This window comes from Pseudomonas sp. LBUM1648 (assembly GCF_059716145.1).
Genome location: NZ_CP166808.1, coordinates 4,926,930 through 4,942,107, shown reverse-complemented (window position 1 = coordinate 4,942,107; position 15,178 = coordinate 4,926,930). Strand labels below are relative to the sequence as shown.

Annotated in this window: 14 protein-coding genes; 9 read left to right on the top strand and 5 right to left on the bottom strand. The window is 54.0% G+C overall.

What is annotated here, in order from left to right; translation table 11 throughout:
• Position 1: 1 nt before the first annotated feature.
• The 3 genes from ACA043_RS22375 to ACA043_RS22365 form a co-directional block, all read right to left on the bottom strand.
• Positions 2 to 991, bottom strand: a complete 990-nt coding sequence (locus ACA043_RS22375) for a hypothetical protein (RefSeq protein WP_497657943.1) — start codon at positions 989 to 991, stop codon at positions 2 to 4.
• A gap of 251 nt (positions 992 to 1,242) precedes the next feature.
• Positions 1,243 to 1,950 (bottom strand): HNH endonuclease, encoded by a 708-nt coding sequence (locus ACA043_RS22370; RefSeq protein WP_497657942.1) that lies wholly within the window; start codon positions 1,948 to 1,950, stop codon positions 1,243 to 1,245.
• Between the two features lie 122 nt (positions 1,951 to 2,072).
• Positions 2,073 to 2,606 (bottom strand): BRO-N domain-containing protein, encoded by a 534-nt coding sequence (locus tag ACA043_RS22365; RefSeq protein WP_497657941.1) that lies wholly within the window; start codon positions 2,604 to 2,606, stop codon positions 2,073 to 2,075.
• A 451-nt stretch (positions 2,607 to 3,057) separates the two neighbouring features.
• Between ACA043_RS22365 and dgt the strand changes: the two genes are divergently transcribed.
• The 3 genes from dgt to ACA043_RS22350 all read left to right on the top strand — a co-directional run bounded on the left by dgt (position 3,058) and on the right by ACA043_RS22350 (position 5,716).
• On the top strand, positions 3,058 to 4,461 hold the full coding sequence (gene dgt, locus ACA043_RS22360) for a dGTP triphosphohydrolase (RefSeq protein ID WP_497657940.1): 1,404 nt from the start codon (positions 3,058 to 3,060) through the stop codon (positions 4,459 to 4,461).
• Positions 4,442 to 5,221, top strand: coding sequence for a hypothetical protein (locus ACA043_RS22355; protein ID WP_497657939.1), 780 nt, complete (start codon positions 4,442 to 4,444; stop codon positions 5,219 to 5,221). Before dgt ends, ACA043_RS22355 begins: the two co-directional genes overlap by 20 nt.
• Before the next feature lie 66 nt (positions 5,222 to 5,287).
• A complete protein-coding gene (locus ACA043_RS22350; RefSeq protein WP_497657938.1) occupies positions 5,288 to 5,716 on the top strand; it encodes a hypothetical protein in 429 nt (142 codons plus the stop codon).
• A gap of 107 nt (positions 5,717 to 5,823) precedes the next feature.
• Here ACA043_RS22350 and ACA043_RS22345 read toward each other — a convergent pair whose 3' ends face one another.
• Together ACA043_RS22345 and ACA043_RS22340 are read right to left on the bottom strand one after the other, a co-directional pair.
• Positions 5,824 to 7,074: a ribonucleotide-diphosphate reductase subunit beta gene (locus tag ACA043_RS22345; RefSeq protein ID WP_187679290.1), complete on the bottom strand. Its 1,251-nt coding sequence runs from the start codon at positions 7,072 to 7,074 to the stop codon at positions 5,824 to 5,826.
• Positions 7,075 to 7,627: 553 nt separating this feature from the next.
• A complete protein-coding gene (locus ACA043_RS22340) occupies positions 7,628 to 7,888 on the bottom strand; it encodes a DUF2790 domain-containing protein (protein ID WP_401271958.1) in 261 nt (86 codons plus the stop codon).
• A 417-nt stretch (positions 7,889 to 8,305) separates the two neighbouring features.
• Here ACA043_RS22340 and acs point away from each other — a divergent pair, with 417 nt between their 5' ends.
• The 6 genes from acs (at position 8,306) to ACA043_RS22310 (ending at position 15,136) form a co-directional block, all read left to right on the top strand.
• Entirely contained in the window at positions 8,306 to 10,261 is a 1,956-nt protein-coding gene (gene acs, locus ACA043_RS22335) for an acetate--CoA ligase (RefSeq protein ID WP_497244512.1), read from the top strand.
• A 719-nt stretch (positions 10,262 to 10,980) separates the two neighbouring features.
• A complete protein-coding gene (locus ACA043_RS22330; protein WP_497657937.1) occupies positions 10,981 to 11,754 on the top strand; it encodes an ABC transporter substrate-binding protein in 774 nt (257 codons plus the stop codon).
• A gap of 91 nt (positions 11,755 to 11,845) precedes the next feature.
• A complete protein-coding gene (locus ACA043_RS22325) occupies positions 11,846 to 12,535 on the top strand; it encodes an ABC transporter permease (RefSeq protein ID WP_007912702.1) in 690 nt (229 codons plus the stop codon).
• The gene (locus tag ACA043_RS22320; protein WP_187679286.1) at positions 12,532 to 13,230 is read left to right on the top strand and encodes an ABC transporter permease; all 699 of its coding nucleotides are present in this window, start codon (positions 12,532 to 12,534) and stop codon (positions 13,228 to 13,230) included. The genes ACA043_RS22325 and ACA043_RS22320 overlap by 4 nt, the downstream gene beginning before the upstream one ends.
• Before the next feature lies 1 nt (position 13,231).
• Positions 13,232 to 14,344, top strand: a complete 1,113-nt coding sequence (locus tag ACA043_RS22315) for a M14 family metallopeptidase (RefSeq protein WP_497657936.1) — start codon at positions 13,232 to 13,234, stop codon at positions 14,342 to 14,344.
• Between the two features lie 27 nt (positions 14,345 to 14,371).
• Positions 14,372 to 15,136, top strand: a complete 765-nt coding sequence (locus tag ACA043_RS22310; RefSeq protein ID WP_102354226.1) for an ABC transporter ATP-binding protein — start codon at positions 14,372 to 14,374, stop codon at positions 15,134 to 15,136.
• The last annotated feature ends 42 nt before the right edge of the window (positions 15,137 to 15,178 follow it).

Sequence of the window (15,178 nt, the reverse complement as noted above, 5' to 3'; positions counted from 1 at the left end):
GTCACGCCAAACCCGGCGCTTCACGAATGATGAAGTGATCCAGGTTCTCGATATCGGCATTGAAGACCTCGAAAGGCTTTTCGGGGTTCTTCTTGCCCGGCACCTGTTTCAACTCCGGCGTCACGCCATAGAAGAAACAGAACAACTCCTTATCACTGTCGACCGCCTGCTTGATCTCTTCCAGAAACGCCTTGCGCTTGCGGTAGTTGTCGATCAGCTTCTTGTTCAGATAGACGCTCACCGGATAAGGCTTCTTCTTGCTGTCTTCAGGCTTCTTCCACCAGACCCTGTCCTCGAAGTCGATACGAAAGCTGACCCCCCCGTGAAAGTCCTCGATCTTCTTGATCCGGCCCCAGTAAATCAGCCCCTTGTTGTCCATCAAGTACTCAACTTTCTTGAAGAACGAACTGTACGGCGCCGTGTGCTCGCCAATCTTCAACGGCATACGCTTGAGCAACTCCTTGTCGGCGAAGTTCGACACAAAACACTCCACCGGATGCGCGAACACACTGGTCTTGTCCGGCGCCGTCTCACGACTCGCCGACTCCTTACCACTCACCGCCGCCGCCCGCACCGGATCATCGCGCAACACATCCGCTTCAACCGCAGGCGCGGCAGGCTTACGCACATACTCACGCCGCGTCAGCAACAACTCCGACGGAAAATGCTCCTCCCGCCCGTCGTCCCCCTCGCCATCCGCCGTCTCAACGCCAGACGCCGACGCCTTCAAACTCACATACGGACAACCCGCCACATGCTGCGTGCCCGGCAGATTCTTGAAGTGCGGCGTGCGCACGTAATTCACATTCTTGGCGTTGAACGTCCCCAACTCGTTCGACGCATCGAACGCCGAACGACAGGCATCGTTGGGGCACTGGAACTGTTCCTTGGCAGAATCGAACGCCACCGTCTCATCGAAATTGAGATCGCGAACGTCATAGATCGACAACTTGTCGTCGAGGCTGAGGCAGTAGGCGAGATCGAATTTCATGGTGGGGCTCGGATCCTTGAGTGGGGGAGGGGTATTAATAGCGGGAGGCGGCGCGGGTTGCACTGATTGTTTTCAGGATGATGCAAAAGCTGTGGGAGCCAGCTTGCTGGCGATTGGTGGGATCAACTCAATCTCGAATCCAGACACCCACCCAGCAGCAACACCTCTCAATTGTGGTGAGGGGATTTATCCCCGATGGGCAGCGAAGCTGTCCCAAATCCAGCAAATGCGGTTATCCAGACAAACCGCAATTATTCTTTTTCGAGTCTTCCAACGTTGTCATACAGCCAAGCAGTGAAAGCCTCTTTGTCGTCCGAATGGTGGCAACGTTGGTGACAGTTGGGACACAGCGCCACGACATTCGAAGGCTGGTCCGATCCTTCTTGCGACATATGCTTAACGTGATGCACTTCCAGAAACGGCTTCCCATCCTTTTGAAATGGAGCGGGTTTGCCACAGCCTTCGCACTTGCCGTTTGTCTGCTGACGAACCCACCCCCTCAATTCGGGGTCACGAAAGTAAGTCTTTCTGGTGGACTCGGTCCAAACAGGATTCTTTATCCCTTTTGGGATGTACAGAAATGGTTGCCGCTCAAATTTGGCTGCTCGTTGTTCCAGCTTTGCATCGTCCGCTGTGGGATTTGAATCCTCAGGAGTAACAACGTTTGAACCATCGAGTGCCTTACGAATGCTGAGCGCAACATTCGCGCCGACATTCTTGGCAGGTTTGTAACCCTTGATAGGCGCACGGCCCAATTCGACCATGACAGAAGAAATGTTCTGCATCCGAAATTCGATAGAACTCTTGGTTCGGTCAGCCAGTACGCCCTCGCGAAGTACGCGATTCTCGTGTGCCTTGTTGTATGCCTGTTCTTTCTGTTCACACGACCACATACGGAGATAGGCATCGACCGCCGCCTGAATCTCTACGTCACTCCAGTCGCTGTTACTTTTTTCCATAACCATACAGTCGCCGAGGGTTGAAAACCCTCGGACGATACTGAGTGGCCATTACTGCTGTCTACGAAAATTCCTACAAAAAATAGCGACGGATCTCGCATGTGATCCTACAAGCGTATCGCTTACCCCATCGAATGCTTCGACGACTGAAACGCCTGAGCCACCCTTCGCCACCAAGGCTTCGTGCCCATCGCTTTTCGTGGTGTCTGATCGCTCAACAGATAGGGCATGTCTCGCAGCCGAATCCAACCCTCGTTCTGCCAATGCAACAGACTCAACGACATCTCCGGCCAATCCAACAGACTTAACATCGGCCTATCTGAATGTCCCGAGGGCTCCGCATCGCGCAGGGCTGGCACAACCTGATGAGTAAGCCACTCACGCAGCAACCGATTGCCCGGGACGTAGTGATAAACCAGCAGCGCATAGACGCCGGATTCACTGAGCATCAGTTGCTTTTCGGGTTGCCGGAAATACTCAATCGACAGAACGCGACGTTGATCCTTGTCTAGCTTGTTGACCATGCGTTCGCTCAGATGCACACCCATCAAGCGACCGATGTCGCGGGCGCAGAACCATGGTTGGTTTTCAAGGAGAAGGGCGTGGAGAGAGAGGTTGTGGCGGGTGAAAAGTGTGGGGTTGTGTGAGTCAGACATTGCATGCCTCCATACCTAGAAGCATGCAGAATGTGGAGCGTGTGGAGCCGATTACCTTCGTACAGAAGGAGACATTCTTAGGCATATCCTTTACCTCTGTGTGATGTCAGCTTTCTTAGGGCTGGGTGCCGGGAGCTAAGAAACCCCACACAGAGGGCCGGACATATTCCCCTTTCGGGTCTTGTATTCGCCCACTCCCGGCATAACAGAGTTTTTTGATGCGCACGGGGAAACCGTAGGCACAAAAAAGCCGCGACTGTCGGGTGCGGTGAGTCCGCTGTGTGAGGTGTTTCTTAGGCACCAGGCAGCGAGCGTATGGGGATGAGCCTCAGTTGTCCAGCCAGCGATTCCCATTGTTGTAACCATACGTGAGAGGGGGATTTGCTCTATTAGCCCGTATGATTTCTCCCGTATCATGCGATCTTCTATAAATCTTTGAAAGGGAACTCAGATGCTCAACTGGACTAAGCTCTTGAATGAGAGTCGTAGAAAGGACAGGTTGAAGGCCGTAGATGTATCTGCTACTGCAAATGGTAGATTTGAAATTGAGCGGGATTATGATCGGATTTTATTTTCCGCACCGACAAGAAGGCTGGCAGATAAAACACAAGTTTTTCCTTTAGATAAAAATGACAGTGTTAGAAATAGACTCACGCATTCACATGAAGTCGCCACTTTGGCGAGAAGTATTGGGCTGCGTTTAGTGTATGAAAACGAAGGGATTTTTTGTAAAGCTGGGTCGAGTGAGTTTTTGCAAAGAAGCATTCCTGCATTACTCGCTGCTATAGGGCTAGTGCATGATATGGGCAATCCGCCCTTTGGTCATCAGGGCGAGTACGCGATCAGAAATTGGTTTGTAAAAAATAAGTCGGAAATTTTTGGTGAGAGTGATGATGGAGCGTCCGATTTTTTAAATTTTGATGGTAATGCGCAGACCGTGCGACTTGTTTCAAAATTACAGATTTTGAATGATCAGTTTGGCCTTAATTTGACATATGCCACACTTGCGGCTTTGATAAAGTACCCGGTATCGACAGAGGGAATTGATAAGGGAAAGTGGAAGAAACAAGGTTTCTTTAAATCGGAAGCTGAAATTGTCGCGGAGGTCTGGGAGGCTACCGGTTTGTCAGCGGGTATTAGGCATCCGTTAACCTATATAATGGAAGCCTGCGATGATATTGCTTATTCCGTTCTGGATGCAGAGGATACTGTGAAGAAGGGGCTTGCGTCCTATTATGATCTTCTTAGGTATCTAGAAAAAAATTGTTCTGAAGATCCCGTAGCTCAAGGAGTAGTCTTTGCAGCGAGGAAACATAGCTCTGAGTTTGAGCAAGGCTCGCTTAGTCCTCAAGAGTTAAATGATTGCTCGATGCAGATGTTTCGAGTTCATGCAATTACGGCAATGGTCAAGGCAGTTGTCGAGCAATTCTCTATATTGTCAAATGATTTTGTGGGCGGGCAACAAATTTATAAGGGGATTATGAGTGTGTCCTCGGCGGCGAAATTCTGTAGTGTCTTAAAAGATTTTGATATGGCATACGGCTTCAAACATAAAAGTGTGCTGGAGTTGGAGTTGAGAGGTAATAATTACATTGAAGAAACGATGGATATGCTGTGGGTAGGGATACACGGTAGGTTGAACAAGGGCTTTAAATCTGAAACTCCATTTGGGAAATATGTGTATTCAAGGATTTCTGAAAGCTACCGCCGTATATTCTCTGATCCGGGCAACGATTTGTCTGTAGGTTATAAAGAAGCTCAACTTCTTGCGGATGCAATCTCTGGTATGACGGATAGTTATTTAATTACATTGCACTCAGAATTAAAGCCACTCTATGATAGACATTGCAGCTAACAATCAGGCTTTTAAGAAGCGAGTCTTAAGATTTTTCGACTCACAAAAAAGAGCTGATGTGATTGATTTTATTGAGCGCCTTTCCGACGTTGGAGAGGTGCTGGTTTTTGGCGGCCTTCTGAGAGATATCGCACTTTTTGGGGCTAAAGATTTTAACTCAGATATCGATTTGGTTGTAGATTGCTCCGTTGATTCATTAACGGTTTTTTTCTCACGCGAAATTGAAGAGTTCCATAGAAATAAGTTTGGTGGTTATCGGCTTGAGGTAGGTGGGTGGACAGTTGATGTGTGGCCTATTCGTGAGACTTGGGCCTTCAAGAATAATTACGTTGCATACACTGGTCGAGATAGTTTGCTTCTTACGACTATAACCAATTGGGATGCTGTAGCTTATTCTTTTAAAGAAAAAAAAATAATCTCGTCATCTTCTTACTTGGAGTGTCTTAGGTTAGGTGAGTTGGATATTGTGTTGGCCGACAATCCTAATGAGGCGGGGGTTTTGATGCGAGTGATTCGGGCTATATGTGACAAGCATGCGAGAATTTTGATGCCCAGGGTTGTTAAGTATTTAAAACAAGAGTTGCCAAAGTGGAGTGCCGATGAGATTGCCGCAACCCAAGATAAAGTACTAGGTAGAATATATTTATCTCGGCAAGATTTTTATAATTTTAGAGATGAGATTTTTTCCCTTAAAGAAGATTTGTTTGGGAGCCAAGTTTTGATCAAGGGGCGAAACTTTTCTCTTGCTTTTGATGAGTGATGGTTTGACGTTGGGCGGGGGTATTCCAGTTTGGGGATTTTAATTTGAAATTTGGTAGGAGGGGTGATGTATTTAACCGGAAGGGGGCGTAAGCCTTTTTTAGAGTTTTTGAGGAACTTAACTCCACAAGCGCTAATGTTGTCGATATCATTTGTCGCATTTTTGAAGGTTCGTGAGTTTGGTGTGCAGTTTGATAATCCTACATTTGCAAGGGTTTTTACTGGTGTATTTTGCTTTGCAATGTTTGTGGTTGCTGCTTATGCAAATGCCTCATGTTTTTTGGAGGATGCATTTAAAGTCGATGAAGTAAGAAAGGTAGAGAAGCTATCGCTAAAAGATCAGTTGAAGAGTGTTGTCGAAAAAATCAGTCGAGCTTGGCGAACTAGTCGATTTCTTTTTGTTGAAATCGTGCTTATGACTTTGGTGGTTGAGTTTGGGTTGGTTGCGGTTTTGTATATGTCTGTAGTATCTGCTCTGAAAATGTCTAGTAGTTAGCTGTGGTGGGTGTCTAAGACAAGATCTTGAGCGACTTAGGTTGGGTATGTTTCATAAAAAAACCTCGCACATGGCGAGGTTTTTATACTAAAAATCTGAAAGACTAATCAATCCCAGCTCAACGCCCCACCAGTCTGATACTCAATAACCCGCGTCTCAAAGAAATTCTTCTCTTTCTTCAAGTCCATAATCTCGCTCATCCAAGGGAACGGGTTAGTCGTCCCTGGGTACTCTTCCTTCAAACCAATCTGGCTCAAACGACGGTTAGCGATGAACTTCAGGTAGTCCTCCATCATCGCCGCGTTCATGCCCAGTACGCCGCGAGGCATGGTGTCGCGGGCGTATTCGATCTCCAGTTGCGTACCCTGCAGGATCATCTGGGTCGCTTCTTCCTTCATTTCGGCATCCCACAGGTGTGGGTTTTCGATTTTGATCTGGTTGATCACGTCGATGCCGAAGTTCAGGTGCATGGATTCGTCGCGCAGGATGTATTGGAACTGCTCGGCGACGCCGGTCATTTTGTTGCGGCGGCCCATGGAGAGGATTTGGGTGAAGCCGCAGTAGAAGAAGATGCCTTCCAGAACGCAGTAGTAGGCGATCAGGTTGCGCAGCAACTCTTTGTCGGTTTCGACGGTGCCGGTTTCGAACTTCGGATCGGAGATCGAGCGGGTGTATTTCAGGCCCCAGGTGGCTTTTTTCGCGACCGATGGGATCTCGTGGTACATGTTGAAGATCTCGCCTTCATCCATGGCCAGCGATTCGATGCAGTACTGGTAAGCGTGGGTGTGGATCGCCTCTTCGAAGGCCTGGCGCAGGATGTACTGGCGGCATTCCGGGTTGGTGATCAGGCGGTACACGGCCAGCACCAGGTTGTTGGCAACCAGGGAGTCGGCGGTGGAGAAGAAGCCGAGGTTGCGCATGACGATGCGGCGCTCGTCGTCGGTCAGGCCTTCCGGGTCTTTCCAGAGGGCGATGTCGGCGGTCATGTTGACTTCTTGCGGCATCCAGTGGTTTGCGCAACCATCCAGGTACTTCTGCCAGGCCCAGTCGTACTTGAATGGCACGAGTTGGTTGAGGTCGGCGCGGCAGTTGATCATGCGCTTTTCGTCAACGGCGACACGGGCGGAGGCGCCTTCGAGTTCGGCGAGGCCTTCGGCGACGTCGAGGGAGTTCAGTGCAGCCTTGGCGCGGGCCACGGCGGCCGAGTCAGCGGCGGTGACGGCGCGGGCTTCCAGCGCTGCGGCACCGCCAGCGTTGTCGAGGCGGTCCATGTTGGCTTCAGTAGCGTGGCCGGCGTTGGCGCCTTTCACTGCTGCTACTTCACTGTCTTCTTTGTCGAATTCGTCCCAGCTCAGCATGACGTGTCGTCTCCTGCGTGAGGGCCTGTCGCCCCGTGTGAAACCTGATTGGTTGGTTTTTCACACGGTCGTACAGACCGCGTTGGATCTTAAGGAATCGTTTTTTGCAGCAGCTAAGGCAGGCAATAAAACAGAATTTTGTACGGGGTTCCGAGAGCCTCTGACGGGCGCAGCTCGCGTTGAACGCTGCTGCGGGGCTTCAGATTGGCTGTTCATCCCTGTAAGGGAATATTGCTGTCCCGATTAGGGCGGCATTATAGGGAAAAAAAACGGGCCGTGCTGAGGCGAATCCGCGCATGGAGCGGTCGGGGAGGGTGGTTTTTCAGTGAGAGCGTTGGTTTACAGGGCTTTGCCGGGGAAAGATTTTTTTTCGAAGAAATTTCGTATTTGTGGATTTGCTCAAAAAATAAACAAAAAATCGCGTTTTTCACTACATCTAGTGTTTTGCAAGCATTTTTGACGGCTCCAGACACAACTGAGCCCGACCGAAGTCGGGCTGGAATCGACCCTCATTGATGCGCTGAGAGATCCAATTCGGTGCAGTCTGAGCTCATCAATTGGTGCAACCGTTGCCCATGACGCTGTAACGCAGGATGTGACGCTGGCCTGTGGAGTCGTCGTATTCCATTTTCATCGGAACCACTTCGCAGACGTTTGGCACTTCGCTCATGGAAACAACGTTGGCGATGTCCAGGTGGGTGGAGTAGGTGTACTCCTCAATAGCCGGTTGTTGCTGTGCGACATCAGTCGGGCCCTCGTTTGCCATGGCGGTTGCGCACAGACTGCTGAGGGCCAGAACCAATAAAGCTTTCATTTCAAATGTACCTTTTTGAGGTCGAGTGGGGTCACGCAACCTTTTTGGGGTTGCGTGTGGAACTTCAGTGCTTTGTTTCATTACTTGGAGAGCGGGATTAACGGCCTTCGTGGGGGCTGTAACGTTGTTAATCGCTTTGCCTTGTCGGCGAGGTGAATTTTAGGGAGGTGGGGCGGGGGTAAACAGAGCGGGTTTTGATAAACACCTTTGGCAGATTTGGTAACAATCGCCGGAAGATCAAAAGATCGCAGCCTTCGGCAGCTCCTACAAGGGCCGTGGGGCGTGGGGTTGAGGGTTTTGGTCCGGTAACGCCACGACTTGTAGGGGCTTGTTACTACCATCGTCGAATGGTTCTATGGGGCCGCTCCGGCTACAACGGGGTCATACAAAAACAACTATTACACCGAGGTAGGAAAGATGAGTGCGGCTTCTCTGTATCCCGTTCGTCCCGAGGTTCTGGCTAATACGCTGACTGATGAGGCGACCTACAAAGCCATGTACCAGCAGTCGGTCGTCAACCCTGACGGCTTCTGGCGCGAGCAAGCCAAGCGTCTTGACTGGATCAAGCCTTTCACCACGGTGAAGCAGACTTCTTTCGACGATCACCATGTCGACATCAAGTGGTTCGCCGACGGCACCTTGAACGTTTCCTACAACTGCCTCGACCGTCATCTGGCCGAGCGCGGCGATCAAGTCGCGATCATCTGGGAAGGTGACGATCCTTCCGAGAGCCGCAACATCACCTACCGCGAACTGCACGAGCAAGTGTGCAAACTCGCCAACGCCCTGCGTGGTCAGGACGTACACCGCGGCGACGTGGTGACTATCTATATGCCGATGATTCCCGAAGCCGTGGTCGCCATGCTGGCCTGCACCCGGATCGGCGCGATTCACTCGGTGGTGTTCGGTGGTTTCTCGCCGGAAGCCCTGGCTGGTCGCATCATCGACTGCAAATCGAAAGTGGTGATTACCGCTGACGAAGGCATTCGTGCTGGCAAGAAGATTCCGCTCAAGGCTAACGTCGACGACGCGCTGACCAATCCGGAAACCAGCAGCATCCAGAAAGTCATCGTGTGCAAGCGCACCGGTGGCGACATCAAGTGGAACCAGCATCGCGACATCTGGTACGAAGACCTGATGAAAGTGGCGGGCACCGTGTGTGCGCCGAAAGAGATGGGCGCTGAAGAAGCGCTGTTCATCCTTTATACCTCCGGCTCGACCGGCAAGCCGAAGGGTGTGCAGCACACCACCGGCGGGTATCTGCTGTATGCGGCGATGACTCACGAGCGCGTTTTCGATTACCGCCCGGGCGAAGTCTACTGGTGCACCGCCGACGTCGGCTGGGTCACCGGCCACAGTTACATCGTCTATGGCCCGCTGGCCAATGGCGCGACCACGCTGCTGTTCGAAGGCGTGCCGAACTATCCGGACATCACCCGGGTGGCGAAAATCGTCGACAAGCACAAGGTCAACATCCTCTACACCGCGCCGACCGCGATCCGCGCGATGATGGCGTCCGGCACCGCTGCTGTTGAAGGCGCGGACGGCAGCAGCTTGCGTCTGCTCGGTTCGGTCGGTGAGCCGATCAACCCGGAAGCCTGGGACTGGTACTACAAGAATGTCGGCAAGTCGCGTTGCCCGATCGTTGATACCTGGTGGCAGACCGAGACGGGCGGCAACATGATGAGTCCGTTGCCGGGCGCCCATGCGTTGAAACCGGGTTCGGCGGCACGGCCGTTCTTCGGTGTGGTGCCGGCGCTGGTCGACAACCTCGGTAACATTATTGAGGGCGAGGCTGAAGGCAATCTGGTGATTCTCGATTCGTGGCCGGGTCAGGCGCGCACGCTGTATGGCGACCATGACCGTTTCGTCGATACCTACTTCAAGACGTTCCGTGGCATGTATTTCACCGGTGACGGCGCGCGGCGTGACGCCGATGGTTACTACTGGATCACCGGGCGTGTGGATGACGTGCTTAACGTGTCTGGCCACCGCATGGGCACGGCCGAGATCGAAAGCGCGATGGTTGCTCACCCGAAAGTCGCCGAAGCGGCGGTGGTCGGGGTGCCGCACGACATCAAGGGGCAGGGCATTTATGTCTATGTCACGTTGAAGAATGGCGAGGAACCGAGCGAGCAATTGCGTCTGGAGTTGAAAAACTGGGTGCGTAAAGAGATCGGGCCGATTGCTTCGCCGGACGTGATCCAGTGGGCGCCGGGGCTGCCGAAGACCCGTTCGGGCAAGATCATGCGCCGGATTCTGCGCAAGATCGCGACCGCTGAATATGATGGGTTGGGGGATATTTCGACCCTGGCGGATCCGGGTGTGGTGCAGCATTTGATTGATACGCACAAGACCATGAATGTTGCTTAAGCGTTAGAAGCATAGGAGCCCTGTCCGGTTTTGCCGGGCGGGGCTTTTTTGTGTCTGGTGGATTTGTGTCGATCGGGCCGGCCCCTTCGCGAGCAGGCTCGCTCCCACAGTTTGACCGAGTACCTTCAGACAAAATGCAGATCCCTGCGGGAGCGAGCCTGCTCGCGAAGGCAATTTGTCGGACGCCGAGGTAGTCCGCTGTCGGAACGCGGACTCACCCAACCAATAATTATCGATTTCAGCCGTAGGGCATTTCCCGCTGTTACCTCCTGCCTTCCACGTAACCGAATGTGTAACCGCCCGCGCCAAACCGGGGCAAAGGGAAACGCATCGCCCCGTTTTAGCGCCTTTAAACACCTCGTGAAAAATAAGACACAACGCTGCGCTTGCCGGATTAGAAGGGTTTGCGAATAATAGGCCCGCAATTTGCAGCATAGATCGGTTTACAATCTTTCGCTCCTGCATGAATTTGCAGGGCTGTCAATGTGCTCAAGTCGCTTTCTCTGTGCATCTGTAATTAGTTGTCGCATTGAAGAAATATCGGCTTCGGGCCTGTCGTTAGAATGCCGATCACTCGCTCATCGTTGCTTACGTTGAAACCTCCGACGGTTTCAATAGGAAATTTCCCACCGATGCAGCAACCGATTTCCGATTCACCATTCGCATATTGGGCTGTTGCTCACTCTGCCGTTTTTGCCCTTTACCGATGGAGTCCCAAGATGAAGAAACTTGTGCTGCTTGGCGCCCTGGCACTGTCCGTGCTGTCGCTGAATTCCTTCGCGGATGAAAAACCTCTGAAGATCGGTATCGAAGCGGCTTACCCTCCGTTCGCATCGAAAGCGCCGGATGGCAGCATCGTTGGTTTCGATTACGACATCGGCAACGCGCTGTGCGAGCAGATGCAGGTCAAGTGTGTATGGGTCGAGCAAGAGTTCGACGGTCTGATCCCGGCACTGAAAGTGCGCAAGATCGACGCGATCCTGTCGTCCATGTCGATCACTGAAGATCGCAAGAAGTCCGTGGACTTCACCAACAAGTACTACAACACCCCGGCTCGTCTGGTCATGAAGGCCGGTACTCAGGTCAGCGAAGGTCTGGCTGAGCTGAAGGGCAAGAACATCGGCGTGCAACGTGGTTCGATCCACGAGCGTTTCGCCCGCGAAGTCCTGGCCCCGCTGGGTGCCGAGATCAAGCCATACGGTTCGCAGAACGAAATCTACCTCGACGTGGCTGCCGGTCGCCTCGACGGCACCGTGGCTGACGCTACGCTGTTGGATGACGGTTTCCTGAAAACCGACGCTGGCAAAGGTTTCGCCTTCGTTGGCCCGGCATTCACCGACGTCAAATACTTCGGCGACGGCGTAGGCATCGCAGTGCGCAAGGGCGACGCTGTGAAAGACAAGATCAATGCTGCCATCGCGGCCATTCGCGAAAACGGCAAATACAAAGCTATCCAGGACAAGTACTTCGCCTTCGATATCTACGGCAAGTAAGACGTCTCTGCGACAAGTCCGAAATGGCGCAAGCAACAGAATCTCTGCGGTTTGCGCCATTTTTTCATCCCAACTTTCGAGGACCTGAATCATGTTGAAAGGCTACGGGGCTGTCATCCTCGATGGCGCATGGCTGACGCTTCAGCTCGCCTTGTCGTCCATGGCTCTGGCCATCGTTCTGGGGCTGATCGGTGTCGCGCTGCGCCTGTCGCCGGTGCGCTGGCTGGCATGGCTGGGCGATCTGTATTCCACGGTGATCCGCGGGATTCCCGATCTGGTGCTGATCCTGCTGATCTTCTACGGCGGTCAGGACTTGCTTAACCGCGTGGCGCCGATGCTCGGCTATGACGACTACATCGACCTGAACCCGTTGGCCGCCGGTATCGGCACCCTGGGTTTCATCTTCGGTGCGTACCTGTCGGAAACCTTCCGGGGTGCGTTCATGGCCATTCCGAAAGGTCAGGCCGAAGCGGGCATGGCGTACGGCATGAGCAGTTTTCAGGTGTTCTTCCGGGTGATGGTGCCGCAGATGATTCGTCTGGCGATTCCCGGCTTCACCAACAACTGGCTGGTACTGACCAAGGCCACTGCGCTGATTTCCGTGGTCGGTCTGCAAGACATGATGTTCAAGGCCAAGCAGGCGGCAGACGCCACCCGCGAGCCTTTTACCTTCTTCCTCGCAGTGGCGGCGATGTACCTGGTGATCACCAGCGTTTCGTTGCTGATCCTGCGTCAACTTGAGAAGCGCTACTCGGTAGGCGTAAGGGCGGCTGATCTATGATCTTCGACTACAACGTCATTTGGGAGGCTCTGCCGCTGTACCTCGGCGGCCTGGTGACTACCCTCAAATTGCTCGCGCTGTCGCTGTTTTTTGGTCTGCTGGCGGCACTGCCGCTGGGCCTGATGCGCGTCTCGAAGAACCCGATCGTCAACGGCGCCGCGTGGTTGTACACCTACGTGATTCGCGGCACGCCGATGCTGGTTCAGCTGTTTTTGATCTACTACGGTCTGGCGCAGTTCGAAGCCGTACGTGAAAGCTTCCTCTGGCCGTGGCTGTCCAGCGCCACGTTCTGTGCGTGCCTGGCCTTCGCGGTCAACACCAGCGCCTACACCGCAGAAATCATCGCCGGCAGCCTCAAGGCCACGCCGAACGGTGAGATCGAAGCGGCCAAGGCCATGGGCATGTCGCGCTTCAAACTGTACAAACGCATCTTGCTGCCGTCGGCCCTGCGCCGGGCGCTGCCGCAGTACAGCAACGAAGTGATCATGATGCTGCAGACCACCAGTCTGGCGTCCATCGTGACCTTGATCGACATCACCGGCGCGGCCCGTACCGTCAACGCGCAGTACTACCTGCCGTTCGAGGCGTACATCACCGCTGGCGTGTTCTATCTGTGCCTGACCTTCATTCTGGTCAAGCTGTTCAAGCTGGCCGAGCGTCGCTGGTTGAGCTACCTCGCTCCGCGGAAGCACTGATATGGAACGCATCGACCACGTTTTGCCGTGGAGCCACTTAGGCAGCGAGCGCAAGATTTCGGTCTTCCGTTTCGGTAGCGGTGAGCGCAAGGCCTACATTCAGGCCAGCCTGCACGCTGACGAATTGCCGGGCATGCGTACGGCCTGGGAGCTGAAAAAGCGCTTGGGCGAACTCGAAGCCAAAGGCCTGCTCAACGGTGTGATCGAGCTGGTGCCGGTGGCCAATCCGTTGGGTCTTGGGCAATTGCTGCAAGGCAATTTCCAGGGCCGTTTCGAGGCAGGCAGCGGTAAGAATTTCAACCGTGATTTCGTTGAACTGAGCGCGCCGGTAGCGGCAGCGTTGGCGGACAGCCTCGGCGATGATCCGCACGCCAACATTCGTCTGATCCGTCAGGCGATGGCTGATCACTTGGCCGCATTGCCGCCAGCGAGCAGCCAGTTGCAGGGCATGCAGCGCGTTTTGCTCAGTCATGCCTGCACCGCCGACGTGGTGCTCGACTTGCACTGCGACGCCGAAGCCGCGCTGCACCTGTATGCGCTGCCGCAGCACTGGCCGCAGTGGCGTTCGCTGGCCGCGCACCTGAATGTGAAGGTTGGCTTGCTGGCGGAAGATTCCGGCGGCAGCTCTTTTGATGAAGCGTGCTCACTGCCGTGGCTGCGTCTGTCGCGGCAGTTCCCGGATGCGCAGATTCCGCTGGCGTGTCTGGCGACGACCATCGAGCTGGGCGGTCAGGCTGACACTGGCCGTGCCGAGGCCGAGGCGTATGCTGAAGGCATTCTGGCGTTCCTCGCCGAGCAAGGTTTGATTACCGGCGAGTGGCCCGATCCTGCCAACGAGCCGTGCGAAGGCATGCCGTTCGAAGGCACCGAATTGCTGCTTGCGCCGCACCCTGGCGTGGTGAGTTTTCTGCGTAAACCCGGCGAGTGGGTCGAGGCCGGTGACGAGATTTTTGAAGTGATCGACCCTGTGTCCGATCGGGTCAGCACGGTATGTGCTGGTACGTCCGGGGTGCTGTTTGCCATTGAACGGCTGCGCTATGCCCAACCCGGTTTCTGGCTGGCCAAGGTGGCGGGGCGCGAAGCGCTGCGTCACGGGCGCTTGCTCAACGACTGACTGACTGTTTTTGTGAGAACCGACCGCATGTACAAACTTGAAGTCCAAGACCTGCATAAACGCTATGGCAGTCACGAAGTGCTCAAGGGTGTTTCCCTGAAAGCGGCAGCCGGCGATGTGATCAGCATCATCGGCTCCAGTGGCTCCGGCAAAAGTACTTTCCTGCGTTGCATCAACCTGCTTGAGCAGCCGCACGCGGGCAAGATTCTGCTCAATAACGAAGAGCTGAAACTGGTGGCCAACAAGGACGGCGCGCTGAAAGCTGCTGATCCGAAACAGCTGCAGCGCATGCGTTCGCGTCTGTCGATGGTGTTCCAGCATTTCAACCTGTGGTCGCACATGACCGCGATTGAAAACATCATGGAAGCGCCGGTCCACGTACTGGGCGTGTCCAAGGCTGAAGCCCGCGAGAAAGCCGAGCACTACCTGAACAAGGTTGGCGTGGCTCATCGTAAGGATGCGTTCCCGGGGCACATGTCCGGTGGCGAGCAGCAGCGTGTGGCGATTGCCCGTGCGCTGGCGATGGAGCCGGAAGTGATGCTGTTCGACGAACCGACTTCGGCGCTTGACCCGGAACTGGTGGGCGACGTGCTCAAGGTGATGCAGGCGCTGGCTCAGGAAGGCCGCACCATGGTTGTGGTGACGCACGAAATGGGCTTTGCCCGTGAAGTGTCGAACCAGTTGGTGTTCCTGCACAAAGGTGTTGTTGAAGAAAGCGGCAACCCGCGCGAAGTGCTGGTTAATCCGCAGTCGGAGCGCCTGCAACAGTTCCTCTCGGGTAGCCTCAAGTAATCAGGACTGCCGGTATGCACCGGAATAGTGCATGCTTCGCCG